Genomic DNA, 17263 nt, shown 5'->3' with positions numbered 1-17263 from the left:
CGTGCTCGCGAGCGTAACGGAAGTCGAAATCAATGGAATTGGCGACGCTTCGCTTCGTGGAGAGCGTTCTTTCCGCTCTCGCCGTCGGACTATTGCTGCTGCCGCGCCTCATAGAGGAGGACGGCGCGCGCTTCAAGAAGGTGATCGCGGGCGCCGCGGTCCTGCGCCTGCTGTTCGGCTTCGGCCTCATCGTGGCGACGGCGCGCGCCATCATCCCGGCGGGCCGTCCGGTCGATTCCGACGCGCTGCTGCAGTTCATTTCCGGCACGGTGATCGGCAAGGCCTGGGTGGCGACCCAGATTCTCGCGGCGGTCTTCACTGTCGCGACGCTGGCGCGCCTGCGGATCTCCAATGTCTGGCTCGATCGCGCGACGCTCGGGCTCGGGCTCGCCGTGCTCGCGGTCGTGTCTGTCACTGGCCATGCGGTGGACGACAGCCTGCCGATCTACACACAGCTGAGCTTTCCCTTCCACACGCTGGCGGGCCTCACCTGGATCGGCGGCCTGCTCGGCCTCGTCTATTGGATGTTCACCGGCCGCGGCAAGCCGCCGGAGGTCGCCTGGCGTCTCGCCGAGCGCTGGTCTATGATCGCCAAGGGCGCGATGCTGATCGTGCTGATCAGCGGCCTCATCCTGGCGTGGGAGACGGTCGGCAGCTTCGGCTTCATGCTGGCGACGCCCTACGGTCGGCTGCTCACGGTCAAATTGGCGCTGCTCTGCGCCGCTCTGATGCTCGCCCTTTCGCTCGCGCGCTATCTGACGCTCGCCGATTCCAAGAAGGGCTTCGATTTCGCCTGGTACGGCAAGATCGGCGGCGTCGAGGGCGCATGCGCGCTCGGCCTTTTGTTCATCGCCGGCTGGATCGCCACCATCACGCCGGCCGCGCATGAGAACAACGTTTATTGGCCGCTGCCCTTCCGCGTGACCTGGGCCGGCACCTGGGGCCTAAAGGTCACGCCCTGGATCGATCCCACTTGGCAATGGGGCGTCGCCGGAGCGGCTCTGGCGGTCGTCGCCGCCCTGGCCTGGTTCGCCCCGGCGCTCGTCGCGGCCGTGGGGTTCACGCCTTGGCCGCAGCTTCGCGATTGGCGAAAATATTCGACCTCGGCGCTGGCGCTGGCGGCGGCGGTCTGCGGCACGGTCTCACTGTCGGTGCAGGCCTATCCCGAGACCTACACCGACCCGCCCATCGCTTACACGGCCGCCTCGGTGAAGCGCGGCTTCGAGACTTACCAGGCCAATTGCATTCCGTGTCATGGCGTGACCGGCGAAGGCAATGGACCCATGGCCAAGGGTCTCAAGGTTCCGCCCGCCGATCTCACCGCCCCGCATGTCGCGACGCATACGCTCGGCGATATTTTTCACTGGCTGACCTATGGCGGACAGAGCGGCGTCATGCCGCCTTTCGCCGACGCCATCGGCGAGGACGAGCGCTGGGATCTCATCAACTATCTCACCGTTCTGTCCAACTCGAACCAGTCGCGCTTTCTGAGCCCCAAGGGTGTCATTCAATGGCTGGTCGCGCCCAATTTCGCGCTCGATGATCCCAAGGGCGAGTTCGTCGACGTCGAGAAGCTGCGCGGCGTGCCGACGCTGGTCTCCTTCGCGCGCTGCAAGCCGGAGGACGCTGATTTCGCCGATCGCGTCGCGAGCCTGAAAGCCGCCGCCGAGACGGCGAAGGCGATGGGCGCGCATCATGTCGCCGATTATTTCGGCGAATGCCCGAATGATCCGAGCGCGCTGAAGCCGAGCCATCCAGACGCCACAGAGCTCACCTATTCGATTATCAACCATTATCTCGACGAGCCGATCATCAATGAGATTCCGGAAGGACATTTTCTGATCGATCGCTCCGGCTATGTTCGAGCCCGCTTCCGCCATTTCGGGACCGACGACGGCAATCTCTCGCTGCTGAAGGCGCAGATCGCGCTGACCGCGAAGGAGCCGATCGTCTATGTCTCGCCGCATCAGCACTGAGCGGAGTTACGCGCAATTCGTCGCATTGGTCGCGATGCGGCGGAGCGGGGCCGTGAGAGCCTCGCCGAGAAAAGAGCGACGAATGCAGCCGACGAGCTTTCGTCGGGCAAGTGAGGGAGAACGCACATGATGATCAAGCGGCGTGATCTGTTGGCGGCTGGCGGCGCTCTATTGGGCGGCGCGGCGTGCGGCGTTTTGGCTCCGATGCGCGCGGCGCAGGCTCATGAATATGAGCTCGGCAAGCTGACGATCGAGCATCCCTGGGTGCGCGCGCCCAAGGACGGCGAGACCACGGCTTATTTCTACGCCTTCATCCACAATAAGGGCGGCGCGGACAAGCTCATCGCGGTGAAGTCGCCGAATATCGGCAAGGTGACTCTGCATTCGGACGCCAAGCACACCATCGCGGAAAGCGGCATCGCTATCGCAGCCGACAAGACGACGACGCTCTCGCCCGAAGGCGCGCATGTCGTGCTCGCCGAGGTCAAGAAGATCAACCCTGTCGGCTGGGGAATCGAGCTCGTTCTCGTCTTCGAGAAGGCGGGCGAGGTCACGGTCGATGCGGCTGTCGATGCGCCCGACGCGAAGCACGCCCATGACGCCGAGGCGTTGCAGCGCTGGGAAAAGGCTCATCCGGCAGGCGGCGAAGCCAAGCCGGGAGCCGAAGAGCACCACCACGATCATCATGATCACGATCATCATGATCACAAGGACGATCAAAAGAAGTGACCCTGAAGACGCGCGGTTCGGCCATTGCCGGGCCGCGCTTCTCTATGCTCAGTCGGCCGAATCCAAAGTGAGCAGGCGGCCGGAAAAATCGCTCGCGTCGGAGGAGACGGCGGGCGTCGGCGGCGAGCTGCGCGGGGCGTTGAGCGGCAGAGCGAAGCCCAGGATAAAGGCGGCGAGCGCCATTGCCGCGACCAGGAAAAGAGAAACCCTGAACTGACGCCGCGCCGATTCCGGATCGAAGCTATGCGTAAAAGCCGGCTCCATACGGTTTTCGAACTTGTCCACCAACGACATGACGCACCCTCTCCGGGACGCTCCCCCGAACGTCCGACGCGTCGCGATCGCTCCCACGACCGCTCGGCGAAGAATAAACGGCGGCGCCGCTCAAAAAGTTTCACGTCTCGAGCAGCAGGCGCCGATTTTTTTCTCGAAGTGAACTTTTTGTGTTCGTCAGGCCGTCGATCGTAGCGACGCAGTGGCGCCTGCGTGGCGAAAACATGCCTCGCGCGAATTTGAGAGAATTATCGCGAACAACGCCGCCATCGTGACCGCGCCGAGAGGCAGTGACGCCGCCGTCGCGACGGGGCGCGCCGCGAGAGGAATGATGAAAGCCGCGGCGAGAGCGCTCTTCATATAGGGGCTGAAGCCGCGTTCGAGCCCAAAGGAGACGAGCAGCGCGAAGGCGGGCGCGAGCGCCGTCATATCGTAGTCGAGACAATAGGGCGTGGTGAGGAATGTCGCGACGGTCGCGCCAGCGGCCTTGGCGCGATAATCGGCGCCGCTGCGCCACAGCCAGACGAGCGCGGCGAGAGTCGTCGCCGTGGCCAGAGTCTGTGCGCCATAGGCCATCGCTATATCGGCGCCGAGCAGGCGCGCCGCTGCGAAGACGCTCTGGATTTTCGGAAAGCCGGCCGCGCCGCGCTCGACGACGAGATCGCGCGTGACGTCGAGATTTTGCGCGAAGGCGATCCAGCTCTCCGGCCCGAAGAAGAAGAGGCTGGCGAGGGTCATCACGAGGAGCGAGGCCGCGGCCGAAGCCAGCGCGCGCCAATGCCCGCCGACGATGAGCGCGACCGGCAACGCGAGCGCGAATTGGGGCTTATAGGCGAGCAGCGCGAAGCAGAGGCCGGCGAGCGCCGGGCGGCGCGGCAGAGCCAGAAAGCCGAAGCCGAGCAGGGCCGCGGTCAAAAAGCCGTTTTGCCCATGGCCGAGATTGACGAGCGTCGCCGGAAAGGCGAGCGCCAGCAGCGCGACGCGCCAGGGCGGCGCGGCGGAGCCGCGCATCAGCGCGAGCACGGCGAGGAGATAGAGGGCGAGCGTCGCCATCTGCCAGACGGCGAGCGCCTGGAGATAGGGCAGATGCGCGAGCGCCGCCGCCGGCGCGAGGAAAAAGGGCGGGTAGTGCCAGCCATAGACGTCGCTGTCGGCGCCGAATTCGGCGCGTTGCGCGGCGATGTGGCTTGCAAGATCGAAGGGCTGTTCCGGATGGCCGCGCAAGGTCTCGAGGCCGGCGACCCACACTTGGCTGAAATCCGTGCCCAGCGGATGGCCATTGGCGTCGAAGCGGCCCTGCGCCGTCATCAGCACTGCGGCGATGCAGCCGGCCGAGAGCAGCAGCAGCATGAGCGGATAGACGCGCAGACGCTCCGCGTCGAGCCAATCGCCGCTGCGCAGCTTCTCCCACATGTCGCGCTCTCCCTGGCCCCGGCGCAAGCGGGGCGGGGCGACTCTAGAAGGGAGAGGTTAATCGCTTCGTTTCGACGCGGGCGCGGAGGCGGATTTTCGATTGCCCGGCGCCGCCGCGGCGTCTATCTTCGAGACTGCGATTGTGCAGCGCACACATGCCCAGAGGAGTTCCCCAAATGGCCTTTATCGCCGACGCTTTGTCACGCGTGAAACCTTCCGCCACGATCGCCGTGACGCAGAAGGCGCGTGACCTCAAAGCGCAGGGCAGGGAGGTCATCTCGCTCTCGGTGGGCGAGCCGGATTTCGACACGCCGACGCATATTTGCGACGCCGCCGTCGAGGCGATCCGCCGCGGCGAGACGCGCTATCCGCCGGTGCTCGGCATTCCGCAGCTGCGCGAGGCCGTGGCCAAGAAGTTCAAGCGCGAGAACGGCCTCGACTACAAGGCTTCGGACGTGATCGTCGCCACCGGCGGCAAGCACATTCTCTTCAACGCCTTTCTGGCGACGATCAATCCCGGCGACGAGGTGATCGTCCCGGCGCCCTATTGGGTCAGCTATCCCGAGATGGTCGCCATTTGCGGTGGAACCACCGTCTTCGTCGACACGACGATGGAGCATGGCTTCAAGCTGCAGGCGGCGGACCTCGAGCGCGCCATCACGCCGCGCACCAAATGGCTGGTGCTGAACTCGCCCTCCAACCCGTCCGGCGCCGCTTATACGCATGACGAGCTGAAACAGGTCGCCGAAGTGCTGCTGCGCCATCCGCAGGTGCATATTCTCACCGACGACATCTATGAGCATCTCGTCTATGGCGATTTCAAATTCGCCACCGTCGCGCAGGTGGAGCCAGGCCTCTTCGACCGCACGCTGACGATGAACGGCGTCTCCAAAGCCTATGCGATGACCGGCTGGCGCATCGGCTTCGCCGCCGGCCCGGCCGCGCTCATCAAGGCGATGGACATGCTGCAGGGCCAGCAGACCTCGGGCGCCTGCTCCATCGCGCAATGGGCGGCGCTCGCGGCGCTGGAAGGTCCGCAAGACCATCTCGCCGTGTTCCGCAAGGCGTTCCAGGAGCGGCGCGATCTCGTCGTCTCCATGCTCGGCCAGGCGAAATATCTGCAATGCCCGTCGCCCGAGGGCGCGTTCTACGTCTTCCCCTCCTGCAAGGAGGCGATCGGCCGCAAGACGCCCGAAGGCAAGGTGATCGAGAGCGACGTGGATTTCGTGACCGCTCTCTTGGAGGCGGAGGGCGTCGCCGTGGTGCAGGGCTCGGCCTTCGGCACGGGACCGAATTTCCGCGTGTCCTATGCGGCGTCCAATGCGACGCTGGAGGACGCCTGCACGAAGATTCAGAGGTTCTGCGCGAGCCTCACCTGAATTGTAGGCGTCATTTTTGAGCGCAGCGAAGCAATTCAGAGCCAAGCTCACGGCTCTGAATTGTTTCGTCGTTACGCTCTCGCGATGATGGCGTCTCGCAAAGCGGCGTGGTCCACGCTATCTTGGAAAAGAGACCTTTTCCGCCATTAGGAGCTGTAACGGTGAGCATCGCATTCGACACGCTGAAATTCGTCGAAAAGCTCGAGGCGGGTGGCTTTACGCATGAGCAGGCGAAAGCGGCGGCCGAAGCCTTCGCCGAGGCGACGAGTCAGGAACTCGCGACAAAAGCCGATTTGCGCGAGCTCGAACTGCGCATGACGGTCAAGCTCGGCGGGTTGACGATCGTTGCGACGGGCGTTCTTCTCGCGGCGATGCGGTATTTTGTCGGCGCGCATTGAGACGAGCGGCGCCATAATTCTTGAGCGAAAGCTCCCTTCGTAGCGGAGGCATCAATGGCCGACCAGGAAGCGGTTTGGCATGTGATAATTGACAATAAAGAATATGGCCCACTGACGAAGGCTCAGGTTCTCGAATATTTCAGAAATGATCAGCTCACTGGGAACGCTCTGATCTGGCGCACGGGCTTCCCTGACTGGAGGCCAGCCAGAGACGTTAGCGAGTTCTGGCAACCGCCAAAAAGAACATCCTTGGAAGCAATAGAAAGCTCGCTTCAGTCGCACCTTCCCGATCAGAACTATGGCCAAGATATAGCTACGGTCCCTTCAGCCAGCGAAGGTTGGAGCTTATGGAAGAGCGCAAACATTGGCCTTTTCGTCAGCGCGCTCATGCTGTTATTTCAGATTCTCAACGGGCGAGGTTTTGAACTTGCCAACTATGCTCACACTGCTAGCGCGGCAACAATCAGCGGTTTGCTTGGCCAAATCCTCGCTGCGCCGCTGATTTTCGTTTGGATAGCAGTTGTCCGGAATATTTTGAAAAGGCGCGAGGCGAAATCGAGAGCGAATGCATTTCGAGGAGCCATTACATTCCTGGGCTCGCTCGGGTCGATTATGGGGCTTCTATTGATCTATGGAGAGGTTTTATTTTCTCGTAATGCGATCATCTCTGGCGAAGCTCGAAAAGCAGTGATAACAGACATGATACATTCATGCGTTCAAAAACAACGTGCGCTCGGCCATAATGTCTTCCAAGGCGAGATTGAAAGGTATTGCGCATGCGTAAGCGAGAAGATAGCGGATCTTACGACCTATAAGCAATTGGGGGCGGCACCGGATGCGAGCGCGCTCGCCGATCTCAAGCAACGCGTCGAGGCGGCGGCCTTCGCGTGCCGTTAAAGTTATTTTGAGCTTCGAATGAGCGCGACTGATTGATTCCAGCCCAAAATAGAAGTTCACGGCGGCGACGCACCTCGCGCCACCGCCGTATGCAAGGCAATCAGAAAGTGGCGTCTTACTTCGTCGCGGCCTCGTAGAGCTCCTCGACATATTCCCAATTCACGAGATGCTCGAGGAAGGCCTTGAGGAAGTCGGCGCGACGATTGCGGTAGTCGATGTAATAGGCGTGCTCCCACACATCGGCGACCAGCAGCGGCTTGGCGCCGAACACCAGCGGGTTCTCGGCGTTCGGGGTCTTGCGCACGGCGAGCTTGCCGTCCTTGATCTCGAGCCACACCCAGCCCGAGCCGAACTGGCCGAGACCCTGGGTCTGGAACTCTTCCTTGAACTTGTCGACCGAGCCGAAGGACTCGACGATCGCCTTCTCGACCTTGGCGGGAATCGCGCCGCCGCCATTGGGCTTCAGCCACTTCCAATATTCGGAGTGGTTGTAGATCTGCGCCACATTGTTGAAGATCGGCACGTTCTTGCCGTAGGAGGCGACAATGATCTCCTCGATCGGCTTGCCCTCGAACTCGGTGCCTTTGATCAGATTATTGGCGTTGGTGACATAGGTCGCATGATGCTTGTCGTGGTGATACTCGAAGGATTCCTTCGACAAATAAGGCTGCAGCGCATCATAAGCGTAGGGAAGGTCGGGAAGGGTGAAGGTCATAATCCTTGCTCCTGACTGGGGTTCGCGAGCGCAGCATTCTCCGCTCGCCTCTACCTAGAACCCGGCAGGGCTCCAAGCAATCTCGCACGGCCGCAGTCTAACAATTTTCGTGCAAAGCTCGGACGACAAGCGCATTCCGGGCGCGAAAAAACCCGCCCGATCGGATCGGGCGGGCGGGAAGCCTGCTATTCGGCCTGGTGCAGCGCGGCGCCGTGCGCTGGCTCCGTCGGCCGTCGTCGCCAGGCGATCAGCCACAGGCCGGCGGAAAGCCCGAGGAAGCCGATCCCATAGAGAACATATTCGATCGTGTTCCACAGGCTGAGCACGCCGACGCGGAAGGGAAAGCGCGAGCTCCATTCATGCCCGTCGCGATCGGCGACGGTGATGATGGCCACATAATTTCCCGCCTCCTTGAAGTCGTGCTCGAAGGTCATGGTCGAGTTGTTGTGAATCTTCGGCGGCGCGTAGAATTGCGTCGCCGCCTCTCTATCGGCTCCTTCGCCGCCCTCCCTGACGATGCGCACGCCGATGGCGATGTCGCGCACATCCACGGCCGGGGCGGGCGGCGCGGAAGACGGCGCCTGATTCTGCGCCATGTAGGAATCGGGCTGACGACCCAATTCTATGGCGGTCAGCGCGATCACCGTCGGACCTGTCTGGGCGATGTCGTCGCAGAATTCCTCCGGCTCGCCCTTTCTCTGATAGCCGATGAAATGCACTTTCACCGGTCCGACCGTCGTCACGCATTCGTCCTGCTCGAGCTTTACTCCTCCATGAGCGAAGGCATTTCCCGCCATCGCCGAAGCGAGGAGAAAGGTGAGCATAAATAAGCTACGCCTCGAAGAGCGCGTATCCATGGTTTCGACTCCCCTGAATTAGGCGGATCGTCGCCGCTTTCCGTCCGAGAGACGTTTGTCTCTACTTTTGATGTTTGTATTCATATCGTCGAATTCCATGTGGCGTTACGACGCATATATGTTGTTTTCTACGGGCTTGAATATTATGTGCAGGCGCCGGTCGACGAAGGGCGTCGCGCGCCTCCACAATCGCGCCGGAATTGTCGCGCCGAATGCAGCGCGAAAACCGTCGGAGCGGCGCGCGAGCCGGCGTGCTAACAAGCGTCCGGCGGCGTGATCCTTGTCGCCATGTGAGATCGAAGAGGCGGAACATGCGGAGCGTCTGGTTCTTTCGGCTGACGCGTTGGGGCGTTTTCGGGCTCGGCGCGGCGCTCGCGGCGTGGGGCGTCGCGGCCATGTTCGAGGGCTGGGACAAAATCCAGATCGAGCGCGGCTGGAGCCTGTTCATCGCGGGCGCGGTGGCGCTCTCCGGCGGCGTGGTGACTGTGGCGATCGCCGCCGCTCTGTCGCGTCTCGACCATGCGCTCGCGACATTCTCTCTGCAGGCGCCGCGCGTCGACGCTCCGGCGCCCGCTCCCGTGATATCACAGCCGGCCCCGGCGCCGGAGATCGAGCCGCCGGAGACGGCTCCGCCGACCGCCATGGCGCCGCCGCCGGGCTTCGAAGCCTATGCGCCCAAGCGCTATGTCGAGGCGGAGCCTGTCGAGGTCGACCGCTATGAGAATGGCGGCGCGCTCTATGTGATGTTTTCCGACGGCTCGGTCGAGATTCGCGGCGAGGGCCGCGTGCGGCGCTTCGCCTCGCTCTCCGAGCTGCGGGCGCAGGTCAACGCCTGATACGGTTTCCGGCTGATTGACTCGGCGAGGGGATTCCCGGGACGAATCGAAGCAGTTAAGCTGTGTCGCTATGAACGCTGGAGGCGGGTCATGGCGACGATAGCTGCGCATTTGAGCGTCGATGCGTTGCGTGAACGGTATGTTTCGAGTTCGAACGCGCGCGAGGCGCGGCATTTCCATGCCATCTGGCTGCTCGCCAAGGGCCACACGCTCGGCGAAGTCGCCGAGATGACGTCGTTTGCGCAGCGCTGGATCGAGCAGCTCGCGGCGCGCTACAACGCAGAAGGGCCGGAGGCTCTCGGCGATTTACGCCGGGGCAACGGCTCGACGGCGACGGTGTTGAAGCCCGATCTGCTCGACGAGCTGCGCGTTCGGCTCAAGGAGCCGCCCGACGACGGAGGCTTGTGGACGAGCGCGAAAGTCGCGGCTTTTCTCGCGCGCGAATTGGGACTGGAGAAAGTTGCGGTTCAGCGCGGCTGGGAAGCGCTGAAAGCCTGCGGCATGTCGATCCAGGCTCCACGCCCCAAAAATCCGAAGTCGGCTTCGCCCGAGGAGGCGGCGGCGTTTAAAAAAACCTCGAAGAGGCCGTCGCGGAGGAAGCCGCGAAGCATCCGGAGCGATCGGTCGATGTCTTCGCCAGCGACGAGCACAGGCTCGGCCTGAAACCGGTCACGCGGCGCGTCTGGGCGCCGGTCGGCGAGCGACCGATCGCGCATGGCCATCATCGCTTCGACTGGCTCTACGTGACCGCCTTCGTCTCGCCGGCGAGCGGCGAGACCTTCTGGTATATGCACGACGGCGTCTCGAAGCCGTTTTTCGCAGCGCTGCTCGAGACATTCGCGCGTGAAGCCAAGGCCGGCGTCGATCGCACGATCGTGCTCGTCATCGACAACGCCGGCTGGCACGGCGAGGCCGGTCTGAGCGTGCCGGATGGCGTGCGACTGGTTTTTCTGCCGCCCTATACGCCGGAGCTGCAACCCGCCGAGACCTTATGGGCTCTCGTCGACGAGCCCATCGTCAACAAGCACGTCGGAACGATAGAGGAACTCGACGCGATCATCAGCGAAAGATGCGCCGCGCTCACGTGCGAGCGCGACATCATCAAAAGCCGCGCCGGCTTCCATTGGTGGCCGAAAATCGCCAAGCCGAAGTAATCAGCCGGAAACCGTATGACTCGTTTCAGACCGCCAGCGAGATCGTCACCGGCACATGGTCCGAGGGGCGCGTCCAATTGCGCGCCTCGCGCAGCACATGCATCTGCTGCAGCGTCTCGGAGAGCGCCTCGCTCGCCCAAATATGATCGAGCCGGCGGCCGCGGTCGGATTTCTCCCAATCCGAGGCGCGATAGCTCCACCACGTATAGAGCTTCTCCTCCTTGGGCACGAAGCGGCGCATCGCGTCGATCCAGCGTCCCGCGTCGATGACGCGGCCGAGCTTCTCCACCTCGATCGCCGTGTGGCTCACCACTTGGAGCAGCGCCTTATGGCTCCAGACGTCCTGCTCCAGCGGCGCGATATTGAGGTCGCCGACCAGCACCACGCGGCCCTCGGTCACGCGGTCGCGCTGAATCCATTCCGCCATCTCGTCCAGAAAATCGAGCTTATGGGCGAATTTCGGATTGATCTCGCGATTGGGCTCGTCGCCGCCGGCCGGCACGTAGAAATTATGGATCGTGACCGGCGTTCCGCCATTGGGGACGCCGACCGACACATGGCGGGCGTCGCCTTTCTCGCAGAAATCGCGCGTCTCCAGCAGCTCCAGCGGCTGCTTCGAGACGATGGCGACGCCGTGATAGCCCTTCTGGCCATTGATGGCGAAATGCTCATAGCCGAGCGCGCGAAAATCCGAATAGGGAAATTCGGCGTTGCGGCACTTGGTCTCCTGCAGGCAGATGACGTCCGGCGCGTGCTCCTTCAAGAATTGCGCGACGATCGGCATGCGCAGGCGCACGGAATTGATGTTCCAGGTGGTGATCTTCATCCGTTTGTCTTCTCGAGAGGGAAAATCCGCGCCGCCATATCGTCAGCCGCCGCCGCCACGGTCGCCGAACAAGAAAGGCGCCACATCGGCGACGCCGGGAGCCTTTTCGGCGCTGAAGGGCATGGGCCGGCAGACCGCCATGGCCGAGAGGCCGACGCGCGCGGTCAATAGGCCGTTGAGCACGCCCTCGCCGAGCTTGGCGGATAGCTTCGCGGCGATGCCATGGCCGACGACCTGCTGCAGAAGGGAATCGCCGATGGCGAGCCCGCCGGTGATGGCGAGATGCGCGCCGACCGAGCGCGCGAGCTTGAAAAAGCCCAGCATTCCCGGCCGGCCGCCATAGATTTCCGCGATGCGGCGCATCAGCCTAATCGCCTGCGCGGCGACGAACAGAACGTCGAGCAGAGCGCGCGGGCTGACCGTGGTGACGATGGAGACGCGCTTGGAGGCGTCGGCGATCTCGCGCCGCGCCTGCGCGTCCAGCGGATGCGCGATATGGCGCTCGGCGAGATCGACGAGATCGCGCCCATCGATGATCTGCTGCGAGAACTCCAGCACCAGCGCCCGCGCGCGGCCGGTCTCGGGGCGATCCTCATAGAGCTTGCACAGCTCCTTCACATGCTCGCGCGCGGCTTTGATGTCGTCGCGAAACCGCGCCTCGGCGAGGGCGATATGCAGCTTGGCGATGCGATTCTGCCGCGCGATGGCGGCGATCTCCTTGGCCAGCATCGCCGCCGCGGCGACGAGCGCCAGGCCGGCGAGCGCGAGCCCGGCGGTTCCGAGCAGCGCCGAATGCGCGAAAAGGTCCTCGACCAGATTGGTGAGCCACATGCAGCCGGCCAGCGACAGCAGCCCGGCCACGGCGGAGACGAACAATCCGCCCCAGGAGACCAGCATGCTGCGCAGCACGCCGCGCTTCTGCGCGGCCTCGATCGCCTTCTCCTCCTCGACGAAACCGCGCGGCGCCGCCTCGGCCTCGAGCGCGAAGACGTCGATCTGCGCCTCGAAGACGCTGGGCTGGACTCGCTCCGCCTCCAGCGGCTTCGCGCTCTTGGGGGGAACGATCTGCTCGCCGTCGAGGCGGAAGGCGCGCGGGCGCGGTCTGCGTTCTGGTTCCGTCATCTCTGTCGCTTCGATGGCGCTTTCGCCCCGCAGCTTTCTAGCGCATGGGGGGCGGCTCCGCCCGTAAAAATTGCCGCCCGCGCGCAGCTCTCGACAGAAATCATCGGAGGCGGGGCGTCTCGCCCCGCCGGCCGTCCGCAGAGGCGGGAGGTCTCAGGCGGGAGCCCAGGCCTGCCGCGCAGCGAGCTTCTCGTTCTGCTCGAGCGCGCGCAGCCTCGCCGGGCGATTCTCGAGGCCTGCCCAATAGGCCTCGAATTCCGGCCGCTTCTCCAGCACGCCGAAGCGCATGCCGAAGCCGATCATCGAGCCGAGATAGACATCGGCCGCGCTGAAGGCGTCGCCGGCGATATAGCGCCGTCCCGCCAGCGCTTTCGCCAGAGTGTCCAGCACGGCGGCGTAGGAGCCGTAGCCGAAGCTCTGCTGCCGGTCCGCGGCCGGGTCCCAGCCGACGGAATGATTGCTCATCGCCGGCTCCACGCAGCCGGCGGCGAAGAACAGCCAGCGATAATAGGCGCTGCGCTCGGCCGTCGGCGGCGCGAGGCCGGCTTGGGGAAAAGCGTCGGCGAGATAGGCGCAAATGGCCGCCGCCTCCGTCACCACCTTGTCGCCGTGGCGGATCGCCGGCACCTTGCCCATCGGATTGATGGCGAGGAACTCGGGCGATTTGATCGTGGTCCTAAATTCCTCGATCTCGATGGAATAGGGCGCGCCGATCTCCTCGAGCAGCCAATGCACGATCATGCCGCGCGATTGCGGATTGGTGTAGAAGACGATCTCGGACATGGAATTTCCTTTTGTGGTCGAGGACGCGACACGTCCATAAGCCGTCATGCTGTCAGATTCTGTCAGCATGGAGCGCCGCCACTCCTTTTGCAGCGTCTGGCGTCGGCGCGGCGGGCGCTCCTCCAGCATTTCCGCCGCCTCTATGCGATCCGCGCGGAAATGGCGAAAATCGCCTCTCAGCTCGCACCAGGCGACGAGCACGCGGGCCGATTCGAAAAAGCCGAGCGCCACCGGCCAGACGACGCGCCTCGTGCGCGCGCCTTTGCCATCGGCGTAGGAGATGGCGAGCTTGCGCTCCTCGCGCAGCGCGCGGCGCAGCAGCTTCAGCTCGGCGACATGCGCGCGCGACCAAGGCGGGCCGACGATCAGCGCATCGTCCGACGCGCGCGACCGCCCTTGCGGGAGCACGGCGGAAATTTTCGCCATCGCGCTCTGCGCGGCGCGGGACAGTCCGTCGTCGGTGCGCTGCGCCACCCATTTGGCGCCGAGCTCCAGCGCCTCGATCTCTTCCTCCGAGAACATCAGCGGCGGCAGCAGAAAGCCGGGCCGCAGGACATAGCCGACGCCGGGCTCGCCCTCGATCTCCGCGCCCATGGCCTGCAGCGCGGCGATGTCGCGATAGAGCGTGCGCAAGGAGACGCCGGCGGCGCGCGCGAGCTCGGCGCCGCTGACCGGGCGTCGGCGCCCGCGCAGGAGCTGCAAGAGTTCGAAGAGGCGGCCGGCGCGCGACATGGGGCGGGAAGCTAGCACGGGACGCAGAGCGGATCGCGGCTCTATTCTTTCCGCTGATAGGGCGGCTTGAGCTGGCTCGCCAGCAGAGCGACGAGGCTGGACTGCCGGCCGACGCCGGTCTTGGCGAAGACGCTCTTGAGCTGGCTGCGAACGGTCGCGGGCGTGGTGCCTTGACGACGGGCGATCTGTTCCAGCGACAGGCCCGAGACGATTCCGCTGGCGACGCAAGCCTCGGCGGCGGTGAGATCGAACAGGCCGCGGATCACCGCGGCGTCGGGCGCATGTTGGAGCGCGACGGGCGCGACCACCAGAAGCGCGCAGCCGCCGTCGAAGAGATCGCGCGATTCGCCCGCCATCGGAATGAGATGGACAACGGCGGCGTCGCCGTCGCGGCCGCGGGCCGGAAAGGAGCGCGCCGTCGTCGCCGCGAGGCTCGACACATCGGCGAGCGCGCGCCGCAGCATGCCATTGGCGGCGGAATCGGAGAGCGCGACGCGGTCGTCCGGCAGCCAAAGGACATGGGGCGTCATCGTCTCGATGAGCGAATTGGCGGCCAGGGCGCGGCCGCGCGCGTCGAGAGCGGCGGCCGGGAGGCCGATCAGCGCGAGCGCCTCGGTGGCGGCGCGCAGCCGCTCGAGCCGCCAGCGCGCCGCCAGAAATCCGGCGCGCGCGAGATGCGGACGAAACGCGTCGAGACGCGCGATATCGGCGGCCGCGAAGGCCTGCTGGCCGACGCTACGGCTGATATGGACCACCACGAAATCCCCTGTGGGCATGGGCATGGCCGTGGCGGCCGCGTGGCGCAACCCATTGGGCGTTCCCCAATGCGTCATCACTGGATCGGCGAGCCATTCCTCCGGCGTGAACACGGTCTCGGCGTCGAGGAAGCCCGCATGGTCGGCGGCGAGCAGTCGAACAGGCGCCTGGCTGCGCGCGCCGTCCGGCGACCGCAGATAATCGTCGACGCCAACCATTGCGGGGGAATGTCGCCAGCCGACCCAGGCGTCGCTGCGCCGCGTGAGAATGATTCCGCCGGCGGAGTCCGCCGAGGCGGCGAGCTCGTGCATCGCGCGCGGCCAGAGATCGGGATCGGTGGCGGCGCGATAGATGAGCTCGACGAGGCTTTCGAAATCGATCATGGCCGGGCTCGAATATGAATTTTCGAAATGAGAAAACCAAGCTTGGGCGGACGTCGAAGCAGCTTTCGCGCCAGCGCGAGGCGTCTCGCTTTTCGGCGCCGCTTCGCGCTCGGCTTGCGGCGCGCGTCGGGCTCGACTAGTTTGCGCGCCGCGTTCGGCGAATGGCGCCGGCCGCGCGGCGCGGGTCTTTCTCCTTGGCGTTTTCTTCTTTTCCAGAGCTCGGCGCGCTGGCGGTCGGCTATCTGCTCGGCTCGATCCCCTTCGGCCTTCTGCTGACGCGGCTCGCGGGGACGACCGACATTCGCTCGATCGGCTCGGGCAATATAGGCGCGACCAATGTTCTGCGCACCGGCCGCAAGGATCTCGCCGCCGCCACTCTGCTGCTCGACGCGCTCAAAGGCGTCGCCGCCGCGCTTCTCGGCGCGCAGATATCGCCGGACGGCGCCGTCATCGCCGCGGCGGCCGCCTTTGTCGGCCATATAGCGCCCGTCTGGCTGCGCTTTCGCGGCGGCAAGGGCGTCGCGACATTTTTGGGCGCGCTGTTCGGCATCAGCTGGCCGGCGGGCCTCGGCTTCGCGGCGGTGTGGCTGTCGATGGCGGCGCTGTTCCGCTACTCCTCGCTCTCCGCGCTGGCGGCGAGCCTCGCTTCGCCGCTCGTTCTCGCGGCGATGGGCCATGGTCGCGAGGCCGTCGTCTTCGCCGTCATGGCGGCGCTGCTGTGGTGGAAGCATCGCGACAATATCCGCCGGCTTCTCTCCGGCAATGAGAGCCGCATCGGGCAGAAGGCATGAGCGCTTCCTCCTCCGCGACGCGATTGACGGAGGAGCAGCTCTTTCATTGGCTGCGGCTCATTCGTTCCGAGAATGTCGGGCCGCGCACCTTTCGCCAGCTCGTCAACAAATTCGGCGGCGCGCAGGCGGCGCTGGAGGCGCTGCCCGATCTGCTCGCGCGCTCCGCCCATGGGCGCATGATCCGCATCGCCGAGCCGGACGACGTGCGCGGCGAGATGGAGCGCTCGGCGAAGCTCGGCGTGCGTTTCGTCTCGCTCGGCGACGCCGATTATCCGCAGCCGCTGCGCGCGATAGAGGCGGCGCCGCCATTGCTGGCGCTGCGCGGCTCGGCGGAAATTCTGTCGCGTCCTTGCGTCGCCATCGTCGGCTCGCGCAACGCGTCTGCAGCGGGGCTCACCTTCGCCGAGCGTCTGGCGCAGGGCCTCGCGCGGGAAAATTACGTCATCGTCTCCGGCCTCGCGCGCGGCGTCGATCTCTCCGCCCATCGCGCGAGCCTCGCGGCGGGGACCATCGCCGTGCTCGCCGGCGGCCATGCGCGACCCTATCCCAATGAGCATCGCCCCTTGATCGAGGAGATCATCGCGCGCGGCGGCGCCGTGGTGACGGAAATGCCGCTCGAATGGGAGCCGCGCGGGCGCGATTTTCCACGCCGCAATCGCATTGTCTCCGGCCTGTCGCGCGGCGTCGTGGTCGTGGAGGCGGCGCGCCGCTCCGGCTCGCTCATTACCGCGCGCTTCGCCATGGAGCAGGGCCGCGAGGTGTTCGCCGTTCCCGGCTCGCCGCTCGATCCGCGCGCCGAAGGAACCAATGATCTCCTGCGCCAGGGCGCCACTCTCTGCGCCGGGGCGGAGGATGTCACCCGCGCGCTCGCCGCCGGCGGCGGCAGGCAGGGCGATCTCTTCGGCGAAGGGGAGGGCGCGCCCGAGGAGGAGCCGTTCTGGGAAGAGATCGACGATCTCTTCTCGCTGCAGGAGCGGGCGCCGAATTTCATGCATGAGCGCGTCGCTCCCATCGCGGCGCAGGCGGAGAGCGCGCCGATCGACGCAGCGCCGGCGCGAGAGGCGGAGACGGTCGATCCGCTCGCGCGCGTCCTGACGCTGCTCGGCCCGGCGCCGGTCGCCATCGACGATCTCGTGCGCGCCGCGGGTCTCCCCGCGCGCGAGGTCAACGCCGCGCTGCTGGAACTCGATCTCGCCGGACGGCTCGCACGCCACGGCGCCAATCTCGTCTCGCTGGCATGATT

Annotated in this window: 17 protein-coding genes and 1 pseudogene; 10 read left to right on the top strand and 8 right to left on the bottom strand. The window is 65.1% G+C overall.

Annotated features, from left to right (window positions below; all coding sequences use genetic code 11):
- Positions 1 to 32 precede the first annotated feature (32 nt).
- On the top strand, positions 33 to 1976 hold the full coding sequence (locus K369_RS10270; RefSeq protein ID WP_036290903.1) for a c-type cytochrome: 1944 nt from the start codon (positions 33 to 35) through the stop codon (positions 1974 to 1976).
- Positions 1977 to 2102: 126 nt separating this feature from the next.
- Entirely contained in the window at positions 2103 to 2705 is a 603-nt protein-coding gene (locus K369_RS10265) for a copper chaperone PCu(A)C (protein WP_036290899.1), read from the top strand.
- A 48-nt stretch (positions 2706 to 2753) separates the two neighbouring features.
- On the opposite strand, the gene K369_RS10260 is transcribed toward K369_RS10265, so the two are convergent.
- Both K369_RS10260 and K369_RS10255 read right to left on the bottom strand, forming a co-directional pair.
- Positions 2754 to 2999 (bottom strand): hypothetical protein, encoded by a 246-nt coding sequence (locus tag K369_RS10260; protein ID WP_036290897.1) that lies wholly within the window; start codon positions 2997 to 2999, stop codon positions 2754 to 2756.
- Positions 3000 to 3155: 156 nt separating this feature from the next.
- Positions 3156 to 4391, bottom strand: a complete 1236-nt coding sequence (locus K369_RS10255) for a glycosyltransferase family 87 protein (RefSeq protein WP_036290895.1) — start codon at positions 4389 to 4391, stop codon at positions 3156 to 3158.
- A gap of 176 nt (positions 4392 to 4567) precedes the next feature.
- On the opposite strand from K369_RS10255, the gene K369_RS10250 reads away from it, so the two are divergent.
- From K369_RS10250 to K369_RS10240, 3 genes are all read left to right on the top strand, one after another.
- Entirely contained in the window at positions 4568 to 5770 is a 1203-nt protein-coding gene (locus K369_RS10250) for a pyridoxal phosphate-dependent aminotransferase (RefSeq protein ID WP_036290893.1), read from the top strand.
- A 161-nt stretch (positions 5771 to 5931) separates the two neighbouring features.
- Positions 5932 to 6168: a DUF1640 domain-containing protein gene (locus tag K369_RS10245; protein WP_036290892.1), complete on the top strand. Its 237-nt coding sequence runs from the start codon at positions 5932 to 5934 to the stop codon at positions 6166 to 6168.
- Between the two features lie 54 nt (positions 6169 to 6222).
- Positions 6223 to 7065, top strand: coding sequence for a DUF4339 domain-containing protein (locus tag K369_RS10240; RefSeq protein WP_036290889.1), 843 nt, complete (start codon positions 6223 to 6225; stop codon positions 7063 to 7065).
- A gap of 115 nt (positions 7066 to 7180) precedes the next feature.
- Here the strand turns inward: K369_RS10240 and K369_RS10235 are convergent, their stop codons facing one another.
- Positions 7181 to 7780: a superoxide dismutase gene (locus tag K369_RS10235; RefSeq protein WP_036290886.1), complete on the bottom strand. Its 600-nt coding sequence runs from the start codon at positions 7778 to 7780 to the stop codon at positions 7181 to 7183.
- 185 nt (positions 7781 to 7965) lie between these two features.
- Positions 7966 to 8604, bottom strand: coding sequence for a hypothetical protein (locus K369_RS10230; protein ID WP_036290884.1), 639 nt, complete (start codon positions 8602 to 8604; stop codon positions 7966 to 7968).
- A gap of 344 nt (positions 8605 to 8948) precedes the next feature.
- Between K369_RS10230 and K369_RS10225 the strand changes: the two genes are divergently transcribed.
- From K369_RS10225 to K369_RS10215, 3 genes and pseudogenes are all read left to right on the top strand, one after another.
- Positions 8949 to 9473, top strand: coding sequence for a hypothetical protein (locus K369_RS10225; protein ID WP_036290881.1), 525 nt, complete (start codon positions 8949 to 8951; stop codon positions 9471 to 9473).
- 90 nt (positions 9474 to 9563) lie between these two features.
- Complete coding sequence (locus tag K369_RS10220) at positions 9564 to 10136, top strand: winged helix-turn-helix domain-containing protein (RefSeq protein ID WP_051949199.1); 573 nt, start codon at positions 9564 to 9566, stop codon at positions 10134 to 10136.
- Positions 10112 to 10627, top strand: a pseudogene (locus K369_RS10215) (IS630 family transposase); the annotation flags it as partial. The gene K369_RS10220 and the pseudogene K369_RS10215, both read left to right, overlap by 25 nt.
- Before the next feature lie 25 nt (positions 10628 to 10652).
- On the opposite strand, the gene xth reads toward K369_RS10215, so the two are convergent.
- From xth to K369_RS10195, 4 genes are all read right to left on the bottom strand, one after another.
- Positions 10653 to 11453, bottom strand: a complete 801-nt coding sequence (gene xth / locus K369_RS10210) for an exodeoxyribonuclease III (RefSeq protein WP_036290876.1) — start codon at positions 11451 to 11453, stop codon at positions 10653 to 10655.
- A 42-nt stretch (positions 11454 to 11495) separates the two neighbouring features.
- Positions 11496 to 12575: a YcjF family protein gene (locus K369_RS10205; RefSeq protein WP_036290873.1), complete on the bottom strand. Its 1080-nt coding sequence runs from the start codon at positions 12573 to 12575 to the stop codon at positions 11496 to 11498.
- Positions 12576 to 12728: 153 nt separating this feature from the next.
- Positions 12729 to 14090 carry a WYL domain-containing protein gene (locus K369_RS10200; protein WP_036290870.1) on the bottom strand — a complete coding sequence of 454 codons (1362 nt, stop codon included), beginning with the start codon at positions 14088 to 14090 and terminating at the stop codon, positions 12729 to 12731.
- 41 nt (positions 14091 to 14131) lie between these two features.
- The gene (locus tag K369_RS10195; protein ID WP_036290867.1) at positions 14132 to 15229 is read right to left on the bottom strand and encodes a helix-turn-helix transcriptional regulator; all 1098 of its coding nucleotides are present in this window, start codon (positions 15227 to 15229) and stop codon (positions 14132 to 14134) included.
- Positions 15230 to 15390: 161 nt separating this feature from the next.
- Here K369_RS10195 and plsY point away from each other — a divergent pair, with 161 nt between their 5' ends.
- Complete coding sequence (plsY, locus tag K369_RS10190; protein ID WP_051949198.1) at positions 15391 to 16020, top strand: glycerol-3-phosphate 1-O-acyltransferase PlsY; 630 nt, start codon at positions 15391 to 15393, stop codon at positions 16018 to 16020.
- The gene (dprA, locus tag K369_RS10185; protein ID WP_036290864.1) at positions 16017 to 17261 is read left to right on the top strand and encodes a DNA-processing protein DprA; all 1245 of its coding nucleotides are present in this window, start codon (positions 16017 to 16019) and stop codon (positions 17259 to 17261) included. The genes plsY and dprA overlap by 4 nt, the downstream gene beginning before the upstream one ends.
- Positions 17262 to 17263: the final 2 nt, after the last annotated feature.

The organism is Methylosinus sp. PW1, from assembly GCF_000745215.1.
Taxonomy (GTDB): Bacteria; Pseudomonadota; Alphaproteobacteria; order Rhizobiales; family Beijerinckiaceae; genus Methylosinus.
The sequence above is the reverse complement of the archived record's forward strand: the minus strand, read 5'-3'. Positions and strand labels throughout refer to the sequence as shown.

Excerpts from the sequence above, each read along its gene's own strand:
- K369_RS10270 (WP_036290903.1), top strand. The coding sequence starts at position 33 with ATGGAATTGGCGACGCTTCGCTTCGTGGAGAGCGTTCTTTCCGCTCTC.
- K369_RS10220 (WP_051949199.1), top strand. The coding sequence starts at position 9,564 with ATGGCGACGATAGCTGCGCATTTGAGCGTCGATGCGTTGCGTGAACGG.
- K369_RS10255 (WP_036290895.1), bottom strand. The coding sequence starts at position 4,391 with ATGTGGGAGAAGCTGCGCAGCGGCGATTGGCTCGACGCGGAGCGTCTG.
- xth (WP_036290876.1), bottom strand. The coding sequence starts at position 11,453 with ATGAAGATCACCACCTGGAACATCAATTCCGTGCGCCTGCGCATGCCG.
- dprA (WP_036290864.1), top strand. The coding sequence starts at position 16,017 with ATGAGCGCTTCCTCCTCCGCGACGCGATTGACGGAGGAGCAGCTCTTT.
- K369_RS10240 (WP_036290889.1), top strand. The coding sequence starts at position 6,223 with ATGGCCGACCAGGAAGCGGTTTGGCATGTGATAATTGACAATAAAGAA.
- plsY (WP_051949198.1), top strand. The coding sequence starts at position 15,391 with ATGGCGCCGGCCGCGCGGCGCGGGTCTTTCTCCTTGGCGTTTTCTTCT.
- K369_RS10205 (WP_036290873.1), bottom strand. The coding sequence starts at position 12,575 with ATGACGGAACCAGAACGCAGACCGCGCCCGCGCGCCTTCCGCCTCGAC.
- K369_RS10265 (WP_036290899.1), top strand. The coding sequence starts at position 2,103 with ATGATGATCAAGCGGCGTGATCTGTTGGCGGCTGGCGGCGCTCTATTG.
- K369_RS10260 (WP_036290897.1), bottom strand. The coding sequence starts at position 2,999 with ATGTCGTTGGTGGACAAGTTCGAAAACCGTATGGAGCCGGCTTTTACG.
- K369_RS10235 (WP_036290886.1), bottom strand. The coding sequence starts at position 7,780 with ATGACCTTCACCCTTCCCGACCTTCCCTACGCTTATGATGCGCTGCAG.
- K369_RS10250 (WP_036290893.1), top strand. The coding sequence starts at position 4,568 with ATGGCCTTTATCGCCGACGCTTTGTCACGCGTGAAACCTTCCGCCACG.
- K369_RS10200 (WP_036290870.1), bottom strand. The coding sequence starts at position 14,090 with ATGTCGCGCGCCGGCCGCCTCTTCGAACTCTTGCAGCTCCTGCGCGGG.
- K369_RS10230 (WP_036290884.1), bottom strand. The coding sequence starts at position 8,604 with ATGCTCACCTTTCTCCTCGCTTCGGCGATGGCGGGAAATGCCTTCGCT.
- K369_RS10225 (WP_036290881.1), top strand. The coding sequence starts at position 8,949 with ATGCGGAGCGTCTGGTTCTTTCGGCTGACGCGTTGGGGCGTTTTCGGG.
- K369_RS10195 (WP_036290867.1), bottom strand. The coding sequence starts at position 15,229 with ATGATCGATTTCGAAAGCCTCGTCGAGCTCATCTATCGCGCCGCCACC.